The sequence below is a fragment of the Actinokineospora cianjurensis genome (assembly GCF_003663795.1).
GTDB classification, from domain to species: Bacteria; Actinomycetota; Actinomycetes; order Mycobacteriales; family Pseudonocardiaceae; genus Actinokineospora; species Actinokineospora terrae.
This window is the reverse complement of sequence record NZ_RCDD01000001.1, coordinates 1,656,611-1,674,752: the sequence shown is the minus strand read 5'-3', so window position 1 is coordinate 1,674,752 and position 18,142 is coordinate 1,656,611. Positions and strand designations below refer to the sequence as shown.

Annotated in this window: 25 protein-coding genes; 13 read left to right on the top strand and 12 right to left on the bottom strand. The window is 71.1% G+C overall.

The annotated features are described in order from the left end of the window. Positions 1-9: 9 nt before the first annotated feature. Positions 10-1,191 (bottom strand): NAD(P)-dependent malic enzyme, encoded by a 1,182-nt coding sequence (locus tag CLV68_RS08040; protein ID WP_121389823.1) that lies wholly within the window; start codon positions 1,189-1,191, stop codon positions 10-12. Positions 1,192-1,579: 388 nt separating this feature from the next. Between CLV68_RS08040 and CLV68_RS08035 the strand changes: the two genes are divergently transcribed. Continuing rightward, positions 1,580-2,182 (top strand): dTDP-4-dehydrorhamnose 3,5-epimerase family protein, encoded by a 603-nt coding sequence (locus tag CLV68_RS08035; RefSeq protein ID WP_121389822.1) that lies wholly within the window; start codon positions 1,580-1,582, stop codon positions 2,180-2,182. Here CLV68_RS08035 and CLV68_RS08030 read toward each other — a convergent pair. After that, complete coding sequence (locus CLV68_RS08030; RefSeq protein ID WP_246009713.1) at positions 2,179-2,499, bottom strand: S26 family signal peptidase; 321 nt, start codon at positions 2,497-2,499, stop codon at positions 2,179-2,181. The genes CLV68_RS08035 and CLV68_RS08030 overlap by 4 nt on opposite strands. Before the next feature lie 64 nt (positions 2,500-2,563). Between CLV68_RS08030 and sodN the strand changes: the two genes are divergently transcribed. The 4 genes from sodN (at position 2,564) to CLV68_RS08010 (ending at position 4,923) form a co-directional block, all read left to right on the top strand. Beyond that, on the top strand, positions 2,564-2,971 hold the full coding sequence (gene sodN / locus CLV68_RS08025; protein WP_092778191.1) for a superoxide dismutase, Ni: 408 nt from the start codon (positions 2,564-2,566) through the stop codon (positions 2,969-2,971). A 132-nt stretch (positions 2,972-3,103) separates the two neighbouring features. After that, positions 3,104-3,904, top strand: a complete 801-nt coding sequence (locus tag CLV68_RS08020; protein ID WP_121389821.1) for a DUF3885 domain-containing protein — start codon at positions 3,104-3,106, stop codon at positions 3,902-3,904. A 15-nt stretch (positions 3,905-3,919) separates the two neighbouring features. Continuing rightward, complete coding sequence (locus CLV68_RS08015; protein ID WP_121389820.1) at positions 3,920-4,456, top strand: histidine phosphatase family protein; 537 nt, start codon at positions 3,920-3,922, stop codon at positions 4,454-4,456. Positions 4,457-4,458: 2 nt separating this feature from the next. Then, positions 4,459-4,923 (top strand): GNAT family N-acetyltransferase, encoded by a 465-nt coding sequence (locus CLV68_RS08010; RefSeq protein ID WP_121391043.1) that lies wholly within the window; start codon positions 4,459-4,461, stop codon positions 4,921-4,923. On the opposite strand, the gene CLV68_RS08005 is transcribed toward CLV68_RS08010, so the two are convergent. Both CLV68_RS08005 and CLV68_RS08000 read right to left on the bottom strand, forming a co-directional pair. Next, the gene (locus CLV68_RS08005; RefSeq protein ID WP_211346443.1) at positions 4,904-5,383 is read right to left on the bottom strand and encodes a GNAT family N-acetyltransferase; all 480 of its coding nucleotides are present in this window, start codon (positions 5,381-5,383) and stop codon (positions 4,904-4,906) included. The two genes, CLV68_RS08010 and CLV68_RS08005, sit on opposite strands and share 20 nt — an antisense overlap. Continuing rightward, the gene (locus CLV68_RS08000; RefSeq protein WP_121389819.1) at positions 5,380-5,778 is read right to left on the bottom strand and encodes a hypothetical protein; all 399 of its coding nucleotides are present in this window, start codon (positions 5,776-5,778) and stop codon (positions 5,380-5,382) included. The genes CLV68_RS08005 and CLV68_RS08000 overlap by 4 nt, the downstream gene beginning before the upstream one ends. Positions 5,779-6,062: 284 nt before the next feature. Here CLV68_RS08000 and CLV68_RS07995 point away from each other — a divergent pair, with 284 nt between their 5' ends. Beyond that, on the top strand, positions 6,063-6,992 hold the full coding sequence (locus CLV68_RS07995; protein WP_121389818.1) for a diacylglycerol/lipid kinase family protein: 930 nt from the start codon (positions 6,063-6,065) through the stop codon (positions 6,990-6,992). A gap of 264 nt (positions 6,993-7,256) precedes the next feature. Further along, positions 7,257-7,511: a WhiB family transcriptional regulator gene (locus tag CLV68_RS07990; protein WP_054051690.1), complete on the top strand. Its 255-nt coding sequence runs from the start codon at positions 7,257-7,259 to the stop codon at positions 7,509-7,511. Between the two features lie 357 nt (positions 7,512-7,868). Here the strand turns inward: CLV68_RS07990 and CLV68_RS07985 are convergent, their stop codons facing one another. After that, on the bottom strand, positions 7,869-9,380 hold the full coding sequence (locus tag CLV68_RS07985; RefSeq protein ID WP_121389817.1) for a sensor histidine kinase: 1,512 nt from the start codon (positions 9,378-9,380) through the stop codon (positions 7,869-7,871). 4 nt (positions 9,381-9,384) lie between these two features. After that, positions 9,385-9,600 (bottom strand): biotin/lipoyl-binding carrier protein, encoded by a 216-nt coding sequence (locus CLV68_RS07980; protein ID WP_121389816.1) that lies wholly within the window; start codon positions 9,598-9,600, stop codon positions 9,385-9,387. Between the two features lie 134 nt (positions 9,601-9,734). Between CLV68_RS07980 and CLV68_RS35965 the strand changes: the two genes are divergently transcribed. Beyond that, positions 9,735-9,809: a 50S ribosomal protein bL37 gene (locus CLV68_RS35965; RefSeq protein ID WP_096498094.1), complete on the top strand. Its 75-nt coding sequence runs from the start codon at positions 9,735-9,737 to the stop codon at positions 9,807-9,809. Between the two features lie 84 nt (positions 9,810-9,893). Here the strand turns inward: CLV68_RS35965 and rsrA are convergent, their stop codons facing one another. Together rsrA and CLV68_RS07965 are read right to left on the bottom strand one after the other, a co-directional pair. Beyond that, positions 9,894-10,205: a mycothiol system anti-sigma-R factor gene (rsrA, locus tag CLV68_RS07970; protein ID WP_121389815.1), complete on the bottom strand. Its 312-nt coding sequence runs from the start codon at positions 10,203-10,205 to the stop codon at positions 9,894-9,896. Next, positions 10,202-10,768: a sigma-70 family RNA polymerase sigma factor gene (locus CLV68_RS07965; RefSeq protein ID WP_121391042.1), complete on the bottom strand. Its 567-nt coding sequence runs from the start codon at positions 10,766-10,768 to the stop codon at positions 10,202-10,204. The genes rsrA and CLV68_RS07965 overlap by 4 nt, the downstream gene beginning before the upstream one ends. Positions 10,769-11,019: 251 nt before the next feature. On the opposite strand from CLV68_RS07965, the gene ybaK reads away from it, so the two are divergent. Beyond that, on the top strand, positions 11,020-11,496 hold the full coding sequence (gene ybaK, locus CLV68_RS07960; RefSeq protein WP_121389814.1) for a Cys-tRNA(Pro) deacylase: 477 nt from the start codon (positions 11,020-11,022) through the stop codon (positions 11,494-11,496). A 24-nt stretch (positions 11,497-11,520) separates the two neighbouring features. Here ybaK and CLV68_RS07955 read toward each other — a convergent pair whose 3' ends face one another. The 4 genes from CLV68_RS07955 to CLV68_RS07940 all read right to left on the bottom strand — a co-directional run bounded on the left by CLV68_RS07955 (position 11,521) and on the right by CLV68_RS07940 (position 14,098). Next, a complete protein-coding gene (locus CLV68_RS07955; protein ID WP_092778166.1) occupies positions 11,521-11,709 on the bottom strand; it encodes a hypothetical protein in 189 nt (62 codons plus the stop codon). A 104-nt stretch (positions 11,710-11,813) separates the two neighbouring features. Then, positions 11,814-12,641 carry an SCO4651 family lipoprotein gene (locus tag CLV68_RS07950; RefSeq protein ID WP_121389812.1) on the bottom strand — a complete coding sequence of 276 codons (828 nt, stop codon included), beginning with the start codon at positions 12,639-12,641 and terminating at the stop codon, positions 11,814-11,816. A 65-nt stretch (positions 12,642-12,706) separates the two neighbouring features. Continuing rightward, the gene (locus CLV68_RS07945; RefSeq protein WP_121389811.1) at positions 12,707-13,327 is read right to left on the bottom strand and encodes an alpha/beta hydrolase family protein; all 621 of its coding nucleotides are present in this window, start codon (positions 13,325-13,327) and stop codon (positions 12,707-12,709) included. Positions 13,328-13,330: 3 nt separating this feature from the next. Then, complete coding sequence (locus tag CLV68_RS07940) at positions 13,331-14,098, bottom strand: SOS response-associated peptidase (RefSeq protein ID WP_121389810.1); 768 nt, start codon at positions 14,096-14,098, stop codon at positions 13,331-13,333. A 135-nt stretch (positions 14,099-14,233) separates the two neighbouring features. Between CLV68_RS07940 and aroA the strand changes: the two genes are divergently transcribed. The 4 genes from aroA to CLV68_RS07920 all read left to right on the top strand — a co-directional run bounded on the left by aroA (position 14,234) and on the right by CLV68_RS07920 (position 18,137). Next, complete coding sequence (gene aroA / locus CLV68_RS07935) at positions 14,234-15,502, top strand: 3-phosphoshikimate 1-carboxyvinyltransferase (RefSeq protein ID WP_121389809.1); 1,269 nt, start codon at positions 14,234-14,236, stop codon at positions 15,500-15,502. 1 nt (position 15,503) lies between these two features. Beyond that, positions 15,504-16,511, top strand: a complete 1,008-nt coding sequence (gene rsgA / locus CLV68_RS07930; RefSeq protein ID WP_121389808.1) for a ribosome small subunit-dependent GTPase A — start codon at positions 15,504-15,506, stop codon at positions 16,509-16,511. Between the two features lie 62 nt (positions 16,512-16,573). Continuing rightward, positions 16,574-17,419 (top strand): PhzF family phenazine biosynthesis protein, encoded by an 846-nt coding sequence (locus CLV68_RS07925; RefSeq protein ID WP_211346523.1) that lies wholly within the window; start codon positions 16,574-16,576, stop codon positions 17,417-17,419. A 136-nt stretch (positions 17,420-17,555) separates the two neighbouring features. Continuing rightward, positions 17,556-18,137 (top strand): response regulator, encoded by a 582-nt coding sequence (locus tag CLV68_RS07920; protein WP_121389806.1) that lies wholly within the window; start codon positions 17,556-17,558, stop codon positions 18,135-18,137. Positions 18,138-18,142 lie beyond the last annotated feature (5 nt).

Sequence of the window (18,142 nt, the reverse complement as noted above, 5' to 3'; positions counted from 1 at the left end):
CGCCGGCTCTCAGGCTACCCCGTCGGCCAGCGCCGCCCGTGCGACCGCCGCCGCGACCTCGGGGGCGACCCTCGGGTCGAGCGCGCTGGGCACGATCCGGTCCGCCGCGAGGTCGTCCGCGGCGACCGCGGCGATGGCGTCGGCGGCGGCCAGCTTCATCGATTCGGTGATCCGCCTGGCACCGGCGTCCAGCGCGCCGCGGAAGATCCCGGGGAAGGCCAGCACGTTGTTGATCTGGTTCGGGAAGTCGCTGCGGCCGGTGGCCACGATGGCGGCGTGCCGGGCGGCCACCTCCGGGTGGATCTCCGGGTCCGGGTTCGACAGCGCGAACACGATGGCGTCACCGGCCATCGTCGCCACCAGCTCCTCCGGCACGGTGCCCGCCGAGAGCCCGACGAACACGTTCGCGCCGCGCAGCGCCTCGGCCTGGCCGCCGCGCAGCCCGGAGGCGTTGGTGACCTCGGCCAGCTCGGCCTTGACCGGGTTCAGGTTGTCCCGACCGGAGTGGATGATGCCGCGCGAGTCGAGCATGGTCACCTCGCCTGCACCGGCGGCGATGAGGATCTTCGCGCAGGCCACCCCGGCCGCGCCCGCCCCCGCGATGACGATCCGCTGCCCCGCGATGTCCTTGCCGAGCACGGTGTTCGCGCCGCGCAGCGCGGCGAGCAGGACGATGGCGGTGCCGTGCTGGTCGTCGTGCATGACCGGGCAGTCGAGCGCCTCGATCAGCCGCGCCTCCAGCTCGAAGCAGCGCGGCGCCGAGACGTCCTCCAGGTTGACCGCGCCGAACGAGGGCCGCAGCCGCACCAGGGTCTCGACGATCTCGTCCACGTCGGTGGTGTCGAGCACCAGCGGGATCGAGTCGAGCCCGCCGAAGGTCTTGAACAGCGCCGCCTTGCCCTCCATGACCGGCAGCGACGCGGCAGCGCCGATGTCACCGAGCCCGAGCACCGCCGTGCCGTCGGAGACCACCGCGACCAGGCGCGACGCCCAGGTGTAGCGGGCGGCGAGCGCGTTGTCCTCGGCGATCGCACGGCTCACCTTGGCCACGCCGGGGGTGTAGGCGATCGACAGCGACCTGGGGTCGGCGAGGGGCTTGGTCACCGCGATGCCGAGCTTGCCGCCCTCGTGCGCGGCGAAGATCTCCTCGTCGGTGACCGGACTGCTGGCCCTCTCGTTCAACGCGGTCATGCGTCCTCCTGGATCTCGCTCAAGTGAGTGCTCGACGCAGGGCTGGCGCGGAGCGGATGGGGTCGCGGACGCGCGCCGACGGCACAGCTGGGTGCGCTCGGTGGGGGCCCGCGGGACGTGCGGAGTCGGTGGTTCGGCTGCCTGGGTGCGGGCCCGGGCGGGCGCCCCGGGGTGTGGGGCGCGCGTGCGGACGGCGCTTCGGTGGGCACAGTCTGCCAGCACCCGGACACCGGTGTCTGCGGTGGGGATCACATCCTGGCGGCATTTTCCGCAGGTCAGAGGCGGTTTTCCCAAGACGTCCGTCCGGCTTGCTAGCGGCGGCTCACGTTTTCGCTGCGTGACCAGCGGTGGCTGACGGCCCCCGAGCGGCGCGCCTTACGCTGCACCCATGCAGGCACGAGAGCTGCGCGTCCCGGACGCCTTCGAGTTCACCCCGCGCTCCTTCCCCGACTCGCGCGGCGTCTTCGTCTCCCCGTTCCAGGGCGAGGCGTTCACCAAGGCGGTCGGCCACCCGCTGACCGTCGCGCAGACCAACCACAGCCGCTCCCGCAAGGGCTCCATCCGCGGCCTGCACTTCGCCGACGTGCCGCCCGGCCAGGCGAAGTACGTGTACTGCCCGCAGGGTGCGCTGCTGGACTACGTCGTCGACATCCGGGTCGGCTCGCCGACGTTCGGCGCGTGGGACGTGGTGCGGCTGGACCCGGTGGACTTCCGCGCGGTGTACGTGCCGGAGGGCGTCGGGCACGGTTTCGTGGCGCTGGAGGAGGACACGGTCATCTCGTACCTGTGCTCCACGGGGTACAACCCGTCGGCCGAGCGCGGCATCAACCCGCTCGACCCGGAGTTGGCGCTGCCGTGGGCGCCCGAGTTGGAGCCGCTGATGTCGGACAAGGACACCTCGGCACCGACGTTGGCCGAGGCCGCGGCCGCTGGGTTGCTGCCGCAGTACTCGGACTGCGTCGCCCGGTACGAGAAGCTGCGCGCCAGTTAGAGGCGCCCGGGCCGCGGCCAGAGCCGGAACATGACGACCGCGTGAACCCTCGCCGGTCCCAGAGTGCGGGAATCGGTGGACGCGAAGGGGTTGTCGCCTTCGACGTGCCAGCCTTGTTCTGACGGCTCCTTGGCGCGCTTCACCGAGACCTGCCCGGGCCTGTCGTCCCAGGTCACCAGGACAACGTCACCCGGCTTCGGCCATTTGCCGACCACGACGACGACGTCCCCGTGCTGGAGCGTCGGCGACATCGACGGCCCCTTGACGAGGACCCTGCGCACGGGCAGCCCGCCCATCACCACCTGATCACCTCCCACCTGCCCCGTGATGATGCCGGGAGTAGGGTCGGTCCCGTCGGAGCATCCTGCCCATGGAGGAACAATGCGACTCCTGTCGCGCCTGCTTACCCCCCGCCTTGAGGCCACCGCCCACTGCGACCTCCCCTGCGGCGTCTACGACCCCGCCCAGGCCCGCATCGAGGCCGAGTCGGTCAAGGCGGTCCAGCAGAAGTACCAGGACAACTCGGACCCCGAGTTCCGCACCCGCGCCATCCTCATCGCCGAGCAGCGCAGCGACCTGGTCAAGCACCACCTGTGGGTCCTGTGGACCGACTACTTCAAGCCCCCCCACTTCGAGAAGTACCCCGACCTGCACGACCTGTTCAACCGCGCCACCAAGGCCGCGGGCGCGAGCGGCACCAAGGGCTCCATGGACCCGGCCACCGGCCAGGCCCTGCTCGACCTGATCGCCGAGATCGACAAGATCTTCTGGGAGACCAAGAAGGCATGAGGCCATAGCGCCTCCAACGGCGCTGACCAGCACCCGCTGGTCGGCGCCGTTTGTCATAGTTCGGACCCGTTCCACCTCGGTCAGTTCGGGCTGGGGGCGGTCAAGAGTTCAGCAATCCGCACGTGGGATCGGATGCTCCGTGACGATGAGCTGTCCGACCGGTACAGGTACACGCTGTTCGGCAACCTGTCAGCCATGTTCACGGCCGCGCATGACGATGAGTTGATCGCCAAGCACCCGATGGCCGGGAAGTCCGTCAAACCTCCGAAGGCAGACGACCAGGTGATCGTGCCATGGCCTACCGGGCAGGTCTGGAACGTTCGTCATGCGCTTCACCCGCGCTACGAGGAGGGCGTGGACCTTGGCGCGGGTGTCGGGCTCCGGCAAGCTTCTTCGCTGACACCCTCCGTGTCCGATGGCGCTGACCAGCGCAAAACCTTCCGTCGGTCAGCGCCGCTTGTCGTTGTTCGGCCTCATTCCACAGCCCCTCGACGACCCGTCCACTTGGGCCTGAGCAACCTTTCCGCCTTCTTCGCACAGCATTGGACGATCAACGGTGGCGTCCGTGCGGCCACCGGCCGGGTATTGGGTTGGACCGCGGGCGCGGTCGCTGGGGAGGATGTGGGGGTGGCCGAGGATGGGGTGTGGGAGCGGCAGTGGCCGGGGTGTCCGCCGGTGGCTGATGAGGTCAAGCACCGGTTTCCGCAGCGGTGGGTGCGGTTTCACAGCCTGCCGGGGTCGAAGCGGTACCCGGGGAGTCGGGCGGAGTTCGAGGTTCTGCCGCATCGGCACAACACCGTGCTGGACGAGTTGTTCAGCGGCGACGAGGTCCTGGTCATCACGTGCGAGTGGTCGGGCAGTGCGGAGCCCCCGGTGTTGGGGAAGCGGGGGCGGCACCTGGGGTGGTTGTCGCGGCATCCGCGGGGGTTGTGAGGTTAGATCGCGGGTATGAGCGTCTACCTGTTGCGGCACGGGGCTACCGAGTGGTCGGACACGGGCAGGCACACCGGGCGGACGGATGTGCCGCTCACGGAGGCTGGGCGGGCCAGGGCCAAGGGGGTCCAGTTGCCGCGGGGTATCCCGGTGATCAGCAGTCCGAGGTCGAGGGCCTTGGACACCGCCGAGTTGGCCGGGCTCACCGTCACCGAGGTCTCCGAGGACTTGGCCGAGTGGGATTACGGCGACTACGAGGGCCTGACCACGCCGCAGATCCGCGAGACCGTGCCCGGTTGGACCGTCTGGACGCACCCCTGCCCCAACGGGGAGACCGCCGAGCAGGTCACCGAGCGCGCGCGGCGGGTGCTCGCGAACGCCGACGACGTCATCCTCGTGGGTCATGGGCACTTCAGCCGGGTGCTGGCGGCGGTGTGGATCGGGCGGACGGCGGGGTTCGGTGTCCACTTCCGACATGACCCGGCTACCTTCACGGTGCTCGACCACGAGCGGGAGTCACCCCAGATCGCCAGAGTAGGAGCCACGTCTTGACCATCCGGCGGGTACAGGAGTCCGATGTAGACAGCATCGTCGGTCTCGTCTACGAGTTGGCCGAGTACGAGCGGGCGCGGCACGAGTGCCACCTCACCGCCGAGCAGTTGCACCGGTCGCTCTTCGGCGACACCCCAGCGCTCTTCGGGCATGTGGCCGAAGTGGACGGTCAGGTCGTCGGCTGTGCGTTGTGGTTCCTCAACTACTCCACTTGGCGCGGGACGCACGGCATCTACCTCGAAGACCTCTACGTCACCCCGAGCATGCGCGGGCACGGCTTGGGCAAGTCGCTGCTGCAGGCCCTTGCCCAGGAGTGCGTGGACAAGGGCTACCAGCGGCTGGAGTGGTCGGTGCTCGACTGGAACGAGCCCGCCATCGGCTTCTACAAGTCGCTGCAGGCGATCCCGATGGACGAGTGGACCGTCTTCCGGCTCACCGACGAGGCGCTCACAGATCTCGGTACATGATGTGGATCGGCACGCGGCCCAGGGTCGCGTGCCGGAACCCGCCGGGGATGGTGGCGACGACCTCGAAGCCGAGGGAGCGCCACAGGGTCACCGCCCCGGTGTTGGTGGAGATGACCGCGGTGAACTGCATGCCGGTGTAGCCGCTGGAGCGCGCGTGGTCCAGGACCGCGGTGGCGAGCGCGCGGCCGATGCCCCTGCCAGCGCGGGACGGGTCGACCATGAAGCCCGCGTTGGCGATGTGGTCGCCGAGGCCGGGCTGGTTGGGCTTGAGCAGCGCCGTGCCGACCACCTCGTCGCCCTCGACCGCGACGAAGACCTCGCCGGACATCCACAGCGCGCGGGCTTGCTCGTAGGAAGTCGCCGGGTCCCACATGTACGTCGTGCCCGCAGCGACGACGCCGTGCCAGATCGGCCAGATCCGCTCCCAGTCGGCCGCGTCGGCCAGCCGGATGGTGATCACTCCGGCTCCTCCCCCTGCGCCCACAGGTTGGTCGCGGGCCGGAACAGCAGGACGAGGGTCACCAGCGACACCACCGCGACCGGCACCCCGTAGAGCGGCCGCCCGGACGGCCCGATCGCGTACCAGGCGACCCCGAGCAGCAGGACCTGCAGCACGACCGACGGGCTGCGCGCCCACGTCTTGCCGATCAGCAGCCCCCCGGCGCAGGCGAGCACCCCGGCCGCGAGCACCGCGAAGTACGCCGCCTCGCCGAACACGTTCGTGCCCATCTCCGAGTCGCCGGACAGGCCCCTGACCAGCAGCAGCACGGTGAACGCGAGCGCGACGAGCCCTTGCAGGCCGACGAGGGCGCCCGCGGCGAGCACGGTGCGGGGGGCGGTGGAGGACAGTCGCACGGGCGGCCTTCCCGAGTCGTCGGCGGCGGTGACTGGCGCGCGGTGACCCTGCGTGCACGCCGCCGATGCTATCGCCACCCGGACGGCCGGTCGTCTGGCGCGAGCGGGCGAGGGAAGATCTGGGGTGTCAGCTCCTCGCGGATCGACAGGACAGACGGTCGTCTGGGTGCACCTGCCGAGCCTGAGGCCGACGCGGACGGGAAGGGGCGTGGCCGACGGCGGCGTGTGCCGTCTCTCACCACAGGGCGGTCGGGAATCCGGTCCACCTCGCTTACGCTCGGGTAATGCGCGCTGTCCTCGTGGTGAACCCGCAGGCGACCGCCACCACCCCGGCGGGTCGGGACGTGCTGGCGCACGCTCTGGCCAGCCAGGTGAAGCTGGAGGTCGTCGAGACCGACTACCGGGGGCACGCCCTCACCGCCGCCGCGCAGGCCGCGGTGGACGGCGCCGACCTGGTGGTCGCGCACGGTGGCGACGGCACGGTCAACGAGGTCGTCAACGGGCTGCTCGCCGCGGGCCCGTCCGGGGCGGTGCCGATGCTCGGCGTGGTGCCCGGGGGTTCGGCGAACGTGTTCGCCCGCGCGCTCGGGCTGCCGCGCAACCCGGTCGAGGCGACGCACGTGCTGCTGCGGGCGATCGAGCAGGGCCGCAGCCGCCGGGTCGGGCTGGGGTTGGTCGAGTCGGGGCCGTCGCGGCGGTGGTTCACCTTCAACGCGGGCATGGGCTGGGACGCCGACGTGGTCGCGGGCGTCGACCGCAGGCGCGGCAAGCGGGCCAGCCCGTCGTTGTACGCCCGGGTCGCGATCGCGCGCTACGCCAGGCCGGGGCACAGCCGCCCGGACCTGACGGTGCAGCTGCCCGGCGAGGACCCGATCACCGGACTGCGGCTGGCCTTCGTCTCCAACACCGACCCGTGGACCTACCTCGGCGCGCGCCCGATCCACCTCAACCCCGGCTGCGGGTTCGAGACCGGGCTCGGCATGTTCGGGCTGCGGACCCTCGGCGTGCCGACCGTGCTGCGCCACTTCCGCCAGGCGCTCAGCGACAAGGGTGTGCGGCGCGGGAAAAACCTGGTGCGGCGGGACAACGTCTCGAGGATCGTGGTCAGCGCGTCGGCGCCGGTGCGGTTGCAGTGCGACGGCGACCTCATCGGTGAGCGCACGCGAGTGGAGTTCGTGTCCGTCCCCGCCGCACTCTCGGTCGCTGTGGTCTAGACCACATAGCGGTATGGTGACGGCGCCGCCCGAACGGGTGGGGACACTGCCCCGGACGTACGGCGTGAGCGCACTGCGACGTGATCAAATCGTTGCGCTCCGCATCGACAGGCCGCTGACCTGTCACTTTCGGGTGAGTTCACTCACCGGGCGAAGAACAACCCTTGACATCTCCCGAGTTCGTGAAAGCATTCACAAGCACCCCGACGACCGGATCACGACTAGAGGCGCGTCCAACCGCGCCCGAGCGAGGAGCACGTAGAAATGGACTGGCGCCACCGCGCGGCCTGCCGTGACGAGGACCCCGAGCTGTTCTTCCCGGTGGGAACCAGCGGTCCTGCGATCCTGCAGGTCTCCGAGGCGAAGGCCGTTTGCCACCGCTGCCCCGTCGCTTCCAACTGCCTGTCATGGGCGCTCGAGAGCGGCCAGGACGCTGGCGTTTGGGGCGGTATGAGTGAGGACGAGCGTCGTGCGCTGAAGCGCCGCAACGCTCGCACACGGGCACGCAGCAACGCCTGAGTTTCGAACGACTGGGCGACCCCTGTCTGCGGAAAGCGCAGACAGGGGTCGTTCTTTTGTGTCTTGTGGGGGCCGAGCCCCCACACCCCCAGCCGGGAGGGCTTCGCCCCCCGGACCCCCCGGCGCAGGTCAGCGATGCGTGGGTCGGCCGGTGTTTGGCTGAGTCAGCAGTCGTTGTTCGGGTCGCCGATGCGGGGGGGTTGCCGACATGGGCTCGGGTTGACGGTTAACGGTGAACAGGCTTTGCCGGAGGTATAGCGAAAACCCATTGGTTTGATTGATGGGTCTTTGCCGACGCATTAGGTATTCGCTTGATTGGCGAGGAATGTTGGGGGTTGGCGAAATTCGTCAAAGGGGCTAGCGGCGGTGGGAGAGGGGTACGCGGAGGACGGCTTCCGTACCGGTTTCGGGGCGGCGGCGCAGGGAGAGGGAGCCGCGGAGTTCGGACTCGACGAGGGTGCGGACGATCTGCAGGCCGAGGCCGTTGGTCCGTTCGAGTGAGAAGCCGGGGGGCAGGCCGCGGCCGTCGTCGGCGACCAGGACGTCGAGCCAGCGGGCCGAGCGGGTGGCGGAGACCTCGACCTCGCCGGACGAGCCGGGCGGGAAGGCGTGCTCGACGGCGTTCTGGATGAGCTCGGTCAGCACCATCACCAGCGGCGTGGCGGTCTCGGCGGCGACTATCCCGAACTGTCCACTCTTGCGCACCTGCACGTGGCTCTCGGCGACCGCGACATCCCCGACGACGGGGATCACCTTGTCCACCAAGGCATCCAGGTCGACCCGCTCGTCGACCGAAGTGGACAGCGTCTCGTGCACCATGGCGATCGCGGCGACCCGGCGCACCGACTCGGCCAGTGCCTCCTTCGCCTCCGGGCTGCTGGTGCGCCGCGACTGCAACCGCAGCAGCGCGGCCACGGTCTGCAGGTTGTTCTTCACCCGGTGGTGGATCTCGCGGATGGTGGCGTCCTTCGACAGCAGCGCCCGGTCGCGCCGCCGCACCTCCGTCACGTCCCGGCACAGCACCAGCGCGCCAGCCGCCTTGCCGCCCGGCCGCAGCGGCAGCGCCCGGAACAGCACCGCGGCGCCGCGGCGGGACTCGGCCTCGGTGCGCATCCCCGGCTGCCCGTCGAGCGCGGACACGATCCGCTGCGCCACCTCGGTCGCGTCGAACGGGTCGGCGATCAGCGACCGGGTCAGCGGCGCCAACCGCACCCCGACCAGGTCGGACGCGTGGCCCATCCGGTGGTACGCCGAGAGCGCGTTGGGGCTGGCGAACACGACGGCGCCCGCGGTGTCCAGCCGCAGCAGGCCGTCGCCGACCCGGGGGCTGGTGTGCACGTCCGGCGAGGGCTCGGTGGTCGGGAACGTCCCGTCGGCGACCATCTGGCACAGGTCGCCCGCGATGCCGAGGTAGGCGATCTCCAGCGCGCTGGGCACCCGCGGCACGGCCAGGTTCGTCTCCCGGGACAGGACCGCGACGACCTCGCCGCCGAAGCTGACCGGGATGGCCTCGCGGCGCACCGGCACCCCCAGGTACCAGCGCGGGTCCTCCTCGCGGCAGATGCGCCGCTCGGCGATGGCCCGGCGCAGCTGCGGGTGGTCGTCGGCGGTGGTGTGGCTGGCGACGACGTCCTCGGGGTGCGCGGTCGGCCCGGTGGTCGGCCTGGCCTGCGCGACGCAGATGTAGCGGCGCTCGGCCGTCGGCGGCAGCGGCGCCCCGTCCGCGGCGGTCTCCGGGACCCAGAGCAGGAAGTCGGCGAAGGACAGGTCCGAGAGCAGCTGCCACTCCGCGACGACGGTCTGCAGGTGGTCGACGGCGCCGCCGGAGAGGCCGGTGTGCTCGGCGAGCAGGTCGGAGAGGGTGGACACCGCGCTACTCCACGACGGCGATCAGGTCGTGCTCCTGGACCACGTCGCCCGCGCGGACCGCCAGCCTGGTGAGGGTCCCGTCGGCCTCGGTGAGCACCGGGATCTCCATCTTCATCGACTCCAGGATGACGACCGTGTCACCCTCCGCGAGCGAGTCGCCCTCGCCCGCGACCACGGTGAGCACGCTGGCCACCATCTCGGCGTGGATCTCGTGGGCCATCGGGCCGGTTCCCCTTCGCTCACCTGGCACGGCTCCCCCGGCGCCAATCCAACCACGGGCGGCCCCCGGCGGGGCGGCACCGCCCCGCGTGGCAAAATCGGTACCTCAGCCCAACGCTCGTCCGAGGAGGCACCATGTCGAAGCGCGCCCGCAAGCGTCGCGACCGCAAGAAGGGCGGCGCGAACCACGGCAAGCGCCCCAACGCCTGAGCGTTCGCGCCCAGCACGTCGAAGGCCCCGGTATCCGCTGGACACCGGGGCCTTTCCGCGTGGTCTCGCCGCGCGCGAGCGGGCTCAGTCCTCGCGCTGCTCGAGCTCGACCCTGGCGCTGGTCACCTCGACCCGGCCGCCGCGGTGCTGGATGACGGTCCGCCTGATCGAGGCGCGCACCCGCTCGCGGAACTCGTCGCTGGCCTGGTCGCCGCCGCACTTGCGGCCGAGCAGCACCTTGAGGTGCTCGGACAGGCCGTACTGCTCCAGGCAGGGAACGCACTCGTCGAGGTGGGTCTGCAGCGCCTCGCGCCTGCCCAGGTCGCACTCGCTGTCGAGGAACAGCCACACCTCGGACAGCACGTCCGCGCAGGGCTCCTTGTCGTGGCCGCTCACGCGCCGGTCACCTCCCGGACGAACCCGCGCTCGCGGGCGACATCGGCGAGCAGGTCGCGCAGCTGGCGCCTGCCCCGGTGCAATCGGGACATCACGGTACCGATCGGCGTCCCCATGATCTCCGCGATCTCCTTGTAGGCGAAGCCCTCGACGTCGGCGAGGTAGACCGCGAGCCGGAACTCCTCCGGCAACTGCTGCAGCGCCTGCTTGACGTCGTCGTCCGGCAGCAGGTCCATCGCCTCGACCTCGGCCGACCGCAGCCCGGTCGAGCTGTGGTTCTCCGCCTTGGCCAACTGCCAGTCGGTGATCTCGTCGGTCGGCGCCTGCACCGGCTGCCGCTGCCGCTTGCGGTAACCGTTGATGTAGGTGTTGGTGAGGATGCGGTAGAGCCACGCCTTGAGGTTCGTCCCGGCCGCGAACGACGCGAACGCGGCGAAAGCCTTCAGGAAGGTCTCCTGCACCAGGTCCTCGGCGTCGGCGGGGTTGCGGGTCATCCGCAGCGCCGCGGAGTACAGCTGGTCGAGCAGCGGCATGGCGTCGCGCTCGAACCGGTCGGCCCGCATCGCGGGCGTCTCCACGGTGTCCGGGGTCTCCGGGTTCGTCTGGGCGTCGGTGCGGGGCACCGGGCTCCTTTCGGGGGCGCGCACACCCGCGTTCAGGTGCGCGTATGTCACCTCCGAGCTTACGCGGCTCTCGCTGGAGGAGCCGCGAGCCGGAACCTTGACCCTGGGGACCCGCCGGTCTGGCAACACGCCTGTCTGCACGTCCTGCTCAACGCGGGGCGCGCGCGACTCATTCCCTTAGGCTCACCGCCGTGGCAGGACAGGGAACCCCGGCGACGGCACTCTTGGCTAAGCGCAAGATCACGCACAAGGTGCACTCTTACGACCACGACCCCCGCGAGTCGTACGGCCTAGAGGCAGCTGCGGCGCTGGGTGTGGAGCCATCGCGGGTGTTCAAGACCCTGCTGGCGGAGGTCGACGGGGTCTTGACGGTGGGGGTTGTGCCGGTCGACGCGCAGCTGGACCTGAAGGCCCTCGCGGCGGCCGTGGGCGGCAAGAAGGCCAAGATGGCGGACGTCGCCGTGGCCGAACGCACAACCGGCTACGTGGCGGGCGGCATCTCCCCACTCGGCCAGCGCAAACGCTTGCGCACCGTGGTCGACACCTCGGCGACGTCGTACCCCACCCTGTTCTGCTCGGGCGGGCGACGCGGGTTGGAGATAGAACTCACCGCGGCGGACCTGGTCACCCTCGCCGACGCACTGGTCGCCGACATCGCCGCCAGGTAGGCGCGCGATCTGGCTGGGACCTGGTCAGAGCGGCGGGATGATGCCGGGGAAGTGGCCCTCGGTGTCGCAGTGCGGGCAGGGGCGGCCGTTGTCGATGGTGCGGGGGGAGCCGCCGATGACGGCGTGTTTGGGGTCGGCGACCATGCCGCCGCCGCCGCAGTAGGGGCAGATGGTCTGCACGCGCTCGGGTACGTCCTCGTCCTCGTCGTCCACCTGCGGCCGCCTCCCTGGAGGGTCTTCGGAGGGTCCAATCATGCCGGGCCCCGGGCAGCGGCACGCCCCCGCACCTGGGGTACGGGGGCGCGCTCGGGAATCAATCAGCCTGCCGGGAGTTCGGCGACCTCGTCCGCGGGCGGGGCGACGATCTCGACGGGCTTGCCCCAGTCGGTGTAGTCGGCCTTCATGGTGACCTTCTTGCCGCTGAGCGGGATCTCCATCGCGTAGCGGACCGGCAGGTCGTCGCCGTTGATCCAGATGTCGGCGGGGAAGCTCTTGACCCCCGCGGTGCCCAGTTGCGCGACGGCGGCCTCGTCCATGCCGAGTTCGCTGGCCTTCATGCCGAGCTTGGTCACGTCGACGGCGAGGGTGTAGCGGGTGGTGCTCTGGCCGTTGACCTCCTCGGTCTTGACGGCGGTGATCTCGCTGACGTCGGCGATGCGCTCCAGGGTGGCGGTCGGGTCGGCCTGGCGGGCCGAGTCCAGCGACTTGCCCAGCATCGCGACCAGCGGGTTGTCCTTGTCGTTGAGGTCGAACTTGAGCCACGACTTGCCCGGCTCGATCTCGGCGGGCGTCTTGATGTACATGACCGAGTCGAGCAGCCGCAGCGAGACGTGGCCCTCGCGCGTCTTCATCGACATCTGCATGTTGGCGGTACCGCCGAAGGTGAAGTCACCCTCGCCGGTCATGGACTGACCCGCAAGGTCCCCGGTGAGCGTGAAGTGCGCGGACTTGACGCTGCTGCTCTTGGCCTTGACCGCGTCGGTGAGGCCGCGCAGCGTGTCGAACGCGCTCTTCTTGGCCTCGCCGTTCGGCTGGGAGGCGGCGTTGTCGCCGGACTGCGCCGTACCGCCGCCACAACCGGTCAGCGTGAGTGCCGCGGCGACCGCGACGGCCGCGAGCAGACGTGACTTGCCGAAAAACCCCATAGCGGTGCTATCCCCTCGAACGTCCCCAGAGACGCGTGACCCAGACCGGGACTCACCCGCCGCGCTCAGTCGAGCTGGTCCAACGGTCGAAGGATACGGTGCAACCACTCCTCGACGACACGGGATATGCCCGGGATGTCCTTCTTCAGCGAGTGGTCACCCGGCATTCGCACGATCTCCCGAAGATGGGCACCTCGCGGTTGGCCGAACGGGTCGCTCTCCCCCTGCACCACGAGGGTCGGCACGTGCACCGCGTCCAGTTCGGGCTGCCTCGTCTTGTCCGGCTTGCCCGGCGGGTGCACCGGGAAGGCAAGGCACACAACGCCTACGGCCTCCCCCTCCTCCGCAGTGCGGCACGCCACGCGCGCCCCGGATGACCGACCGCCGAACAGCAGGGGAAGACCTTCGAACCACAGCGTGGACAACCGGTGCGAGACCGCGAGCCACGCCGCGTCCAGCTGCGCGGCGGGCGCGGGAGCCCGCCGACCCGCCACCCGGTAGGGCTGCTCGACGAGCGCGACGTGCACCCCGGCCGCCGTGGCACCGTGCGTGGCGGCGACCAGGTCGGGTGCATTGATCCCGCCACCGGCGCCGTGACCGAGCAGGAGCCCCGCGCGGCCCTCGGCGGCGCAGTGCAGCTCGGCGAACGCCGGGCCGTGCGGGGTGTCGATCTCGGCGCGGTTCACCGGCTAGGTCCGCGGGGAGAACAGGTCGGGGGCGTCCAGGTCGACCGCGCCCGCCTCGAACGGGGCGAGCAGCTCGGGACCGTTGTTGCGGACGCTGTTGACCGCCTGCGACACCGGTCGGATCTCCAGGGCGTCGACCAGGTCCCGCGCGGGCGGGGCCAGCAGGTCCGCGACCGCGTCGGAGTCCGGGTCGAGCCAGCTGCCCCAGGCGTCGCGGCGCAGCAGCAGCGGCATCCGGTCGTGGATGTCGGCGATCGGGCCCACGGCGTCGGTCGTGAGGACCGCGCAGGTCACCAGCACGGGCGCGGACGGGTCGGCCTTGTCGTGCCAGGTCGTCCACAGGCCCGCCATCGCCAGGCTGCTGCCGTCGCGCGTGGTCGTGTAGAACGGCTGCTTGGCCGTCTTGTCGCGCCGCCACTCGAACCAGCCGTCGGCGGGCAGGATGCAGCGGCGTCGGGCGAGGGACTTCTTGAAGGCGGGCTTCTCCGCGGCGCTCTCGGACCGCGCGTTGATCATCTTGGCGCCGCCGGTGGCGTCCTTGGCCCACGTGGGCACCAAGCCCCACTTCATCACCCGCAGCGTGCGCTCGGTCCGGCTCTCGTCCGCGGTGCCGTCGGCGTCGCGCGGGTGCCGCTGCACGACCGCGACCACGTTCTTCGTCGGCGCGACGTTGTAGTCCAGGTCCGGCGCACCGTCACCCATGGCGTCGACCGCGTCGAACTCCGCGGCCAGCGTCGCCGGGTCCTTCGCGGAGGCGTACCTGCCACACAAGGTCGATCACCCTCCCTCTCCACCCCGGATGCCGGGGCGCCACCGCCACCCACGGTGTGGGCGAATCGTGACATGCCGGGCCTGCCGGGGCGAGCCGGTCACCCGATGCGGCGGCCGGTGCGCGAGGATTGCGGTATGCCGCAGCCCTGGTCAGCCCCGGTCGCCCCGGGTCCCGTCAGCGCCACCGTCACCATCCCCGGCTCCAAGTCCCTCACCAACCGCGCGCTCGTGCTCGCGGCGCTCAGCACCCGGCCGAGCACCCTCACCGGAGCGCTCATCAGCCGCGACTCCGACCTGATGATCGCCGCCTGGCGCGCGCTGGGCGTTCCGATGACGGTCGAGGGCACCACCATCACCGTTGGCACCAACGACGGGTTCCACGGCCCGGCCGAGATCGATTGCGGTCTCGCGGGCACGGTCATGCGGTTTGTGCCACCTGCCGCCGTTCTCGCTGACGGGCAGGTGCGCTTCGACGGCGATCCCCGCGCGCGCGAGCGGCCGATGGGCACGATCCTGGAGGCGCTGCGTGCGCTCGGCGCCGTCGTCGAGGGCGACGCGCTACCGTTCACGCTGGTCGGCACCGGGGGTATCGCCGGGGGCACGGTCACCATCGACGCGTCGGCCTCCTCCCAGTTCGTCTCGGGGCTGCTGCTGTCGGGCGCCCGGTACGACAAGGGGTTGGCCATCCACCACATCGGCAAACCCGTGCCATCCATGCCGCACATCGACATGACCGTCGAGATGCTGCGCGCGGCCGGTGTCGCGGTCGATGACGAGGAGCCCAACACCTGGCGGATCGAACCGGGTCCCGTTGGCGCTGTCGACTGGGTGATCGAGCCGGACCTTTCCAACGCGACGCCATTCCTGGCCGCGGCCGCTGTCACCGGCGGCGAGGTCACCGTGACCGGTTGGCCTTCCAAGACCACGCAGCCCGGTGACGTTATCCGCGACATCTTGGCGCAGATGGGCGCCGAGGTGACTCTTGTCGACGGCTCGTTGACCGTCCGCGGTCCGGACAAACTGTCCGGTGTGGACATCGACATGCGCGACGTGGGTGAGCTGACCCCGACCGTGGCCGCGTTGGCCGCGCTCGCCGACAGCCCGTCCGTCCTGCGCGGCATCGCCCACCTGCGCGGCCACGAGACCGACCGCCTCGCCGCGCTCGCCGCCGAGATCGCGACCGTCGGCGGCGACGCCACCGAGACCGAGGACGGCCTCTCGATCCGCCCCGCGAAGCTGCACGGCGGTCTGTGGCGGGCCTACGCCGACCACCGGATGGCCACCGCGGGCGCGATCATCGGCCTCGTCGTGCCGGGGGTGGGCGTCGACGACATCGCGACGACCGCCAAGACGCTGCCCGACTTCCCCGCGATGTGGGCAGACCTGCTCGGCGGGGCGCGCTGAGGTGGCGCGGCGCGGCGACTGGAGCAAGCTCGACGAGGCAGACGTCCGGGTCCGGCCGGGCAAGGGCTCCCGACCGCGCAGCAAGCTCCGCCCCGACCACGCCGACGCGGTCAGCGCCATGGTCGTCGGCAAGGACCGCGGCCGGTGGACCTGCGCGGTCGACCACGACCCGGAGCACCTGGTCGTGGCGATGCGGGCGCGGGAGCTGGGTAGGACGTCGGTGGTCGTTGGCGACCAGGTCGAACTGGTCGGCGACACCACCGGTGCCCCGGACACCCTGGCCAGGATGGTCCGCGTCGCCGAGCGCACCAGCGTGCTGCGCCGCACCTCGGACGACACGGAGGGCTACGAGCGGGTCGTCGTCGCCAACGCCGCGCAGCTGCTGATCGTCTGCGCGCTGGCCGACCCGCCGCCGCGCACCGGCTTCATCGACCGCTGCCTGGTCGCCGCGTTCGCCGGTGGCCTGGAACCGGTGCTGTGCCTGACCAAGGCCGACCTGGGCGACCCGGCCGAGCTGATCGGGCTGTACCAGGAACTCGAGCTGCGGGTCGTGGTGAACCGGTTCGACGAGGACCCGGAAGCGGTGCGGGCGCTGCTCGTGGACCGGGTCTCGGCCCTGGTCGGGCACTCCGGGGTCGGCAAGTCCACTTTGGTCAACAAGCTGGTGCCGGACGCCGAGCGCGCGATCGGCGCCGTGAGCGGGATCGGCAAGGGCCGCCACACCTCGACCTCGGCGGTAGCCCTACCGCTGCCGAGCGGCGGCTGGGTCGTCGACACACCAGGCGTGCGTGCGTTCGGCTTGGCCTACATCAAGCCCGACGACATCGTCACCGCCTTCCCGGAGTTCCACGCGGCGGCGGAGGAGTGCCCGTCCGGCTGCGGGCATCTCGGCGCACCGGAGGACCCCGGCTGCTACCTGGACACGGTGGTGCAAGAGGGCACGGCTACCCCGGGCAGGCTCGCGTCCCTGCGCAGACTGCTGGCGTCCAAGTCGTCGGAGGACAGTTAGCTCTCGGACGGTGGACGTCGTCGGGTGAGCCGATGGACAGGGGGGTTGGGCGCTAGCCTGCGATCGTGCAGATCCTCCGCTACGCCGCCTTCACCACCGAGCCCGGCGGCGGCAACCCCGCCGGTGTCGTCCTGGACGCGACCGGGGTGCCCGACGCCGAGATGCAGGCGGTCGCGGCCGAGGTCGGGTACTCCGAGTCGGCGTTCCTCGTGCCGCGCCAGGACGGCGACCTGGACGTGCGGTACTTCAGCCCGCTGGCGGAGGTGCCGTTCTGCGGCCACGCGACCGTCGCGGCGTCCGTCGCGCACGCGGCGGCCAACGGGTCGGGGCCGCTGCGGCTGCACACCAGGGCCGGGCTGGTGGAGGTCAGCACGAGCGAGACCGACACCGGGTACATCACCGCCACCCTGATCAGCGTCAGCCCGCGCACCGAGGACATCCCGACCCCCGTCCAGGCCGCGCTGCTGGCGGCACTGCGGTGGACCGAGGGCGACCTCGACCCCGCGCTCCCCGTCCGAGCCGCGTACGCGGGCGCCTGGCACCCGGTCGTCGCCGCGGCCACCCGCCCCCGCCTGGCCGACCTCGACTACGACTACCCCGCCCTGGCAACCCTGATGACCGAGCACGGCTGGACCACCGTCCAACTGGTCCACCGCGCCTCCGAGACCGTCATCCACTCCCGCAACCCCTTTCCCCCTGGCGGCGTCATCGAAGACCCCGCCACCGGCGCCGCCGCGGCAGCCCTCGGCGGCTACCTCCGCGAACTCGGCCTGGTCACCCTCCCCGCCGCCCTCACCATCCACCAGGGCGAAGACCTGGGCCGCCCCGGCGTCATCACCGTCAGCATCCCCTCCGACCACACCTCCGGCATCCACGTCACCGGCACCGCGATCCCGATCGAGGCGTAACAGCCCGGCGACACCAGTCGATCTCCACTGGAAGCCGTCCCCAGCTCCGGGAGCGATCGACAATGATCATCCAGTGGTGCGCCGAGGGCGGGGCCGGGTTCAGTCTCGTGCGGCCCCGACCGGGGAGGTCGAGGTAGTGGACACCGTCGCAGTGGTCGCCTTGGTGGTGGGGGCGGTCGTGATCGTCGTGCTCGGTGTTCTGCTGGGGCGCGCGCACGCGAAAGGGGCGAACGTCGAGGCCGGGATATCCGTGGCCGACCTGTTCTCCCTGAACGTCAAGCTCACCGCAGCCGAGGTCGCCCAGGCGAGCACCGCGGTGGCCGCGGCGGCGACCGAACGCAGTGGGCAAGCCGCGGCGGCTCGTGAGATCGCGCGGACGCAGACGACAGCGCGGATCCTGTGGGTGGACGACAACCCGGACAACAACGTCCGCGAGACCATCGCCCTGGAGCGGCTCGGGAAGTTCATCGTCAAGGCGACCAGCACGGATGCCGCGCTCCTCTACCTCGACGAGCTGGACGTCGCGGTGGTGATCACGGACCTGCACCGGGGCGAGGACCCGGACGCTGGGCGGGAGCTGGCGCGGTTGGTGGGCGACCGGGTGCCGGTGATCGTCTACACCGCGAACGCGTGGGCGGCGGGCGAGGTCGATGGCGCGGTGGCGGTCCTCGACCTGCCGTGGGACCTGCTCGACGTCATCCAGCGGGTGGTGGGCTGAGACGT

Bases quoted from the DNA above. Each gene is read 5' to 3' on its own strand.
- CLV68_RS07990 (WP_054051690.1), top strand. From the start codon at position 7,257: ATGGACTGGCGCCACCGCGCGGCCTGCCGTGACGAGGACCCCGAGCTG.
- CLV68_RS08020 (WP_121389821.1), top strand. From the start codon at position 3,104: ATGCTCCGTGACGATGAGCTGTCCGACCGGTACAGGTACACGCTGTTC.
- CLV68_RS07950 (WP_121389812.1), bottom strand. From the start codon at position 12,641: ATGGGGTTTTTCGGCAAGTCACGTCTGCTCGCGGCCGTCGCGGTCGCC.
- CLV68_RS07965 (WP_121391042.1), bottom strand. From the start codon at position 10,768: ATGCGGGCCGACCGGTTCGAGCGCGACGCCATGCCGCTGCTCGACCAG.
- CLV68_RS08035 (WP_121389822.1), top strand. From the start codon at position 1,580: ATGCAGGCACGAGAGCTGCGCGTCCCGGACGCCTTCGAGTTCACCCCG.
- CLV68_RS08040 (WP_121389823.1), bottom strand. From the start codon at position 1,191: ATGACCGCGTTGAACGAGAGGGCCAGCAGTCCGGTCACCGACGAGGAG.
- CLV68_RS08015 (WP_121389820.1), top strand. From the start codon at position 3,920: ATGAGCGTCTACCTGTTGCGGCACGGGGCTACCGAGTGGTCGGACACG.
- aroA (WP_121389809.1), top strand. From the start codon at position 14,234: ATGCCGCAGCCCTGGTCAGCCCCGGTCGCCCCGGGTCCCGTCAGCGCC.
- sodN (WP_092778191.1), top strand. From the start codon at position 2,564: ATGCGACTCCTGTCGCGCCTGCTTACCCCCCGCCTTGAGGCCACCGCC.
- CLV68_RS07980 (WP_121389816.1), bottom strand. From the start codon at position 9,600: ATGGCCCACGAGATCCACGCCGAGATGGTGGCCAGCGTGCTCACCGTG.
- CLV68_RS07995 (WP_121389818.1), top strand. From the start codon at position 6,063: ATGCGCGCTGTCCTCGTGGTGAACCCGCAGGCGACCGCCACCACCCCG.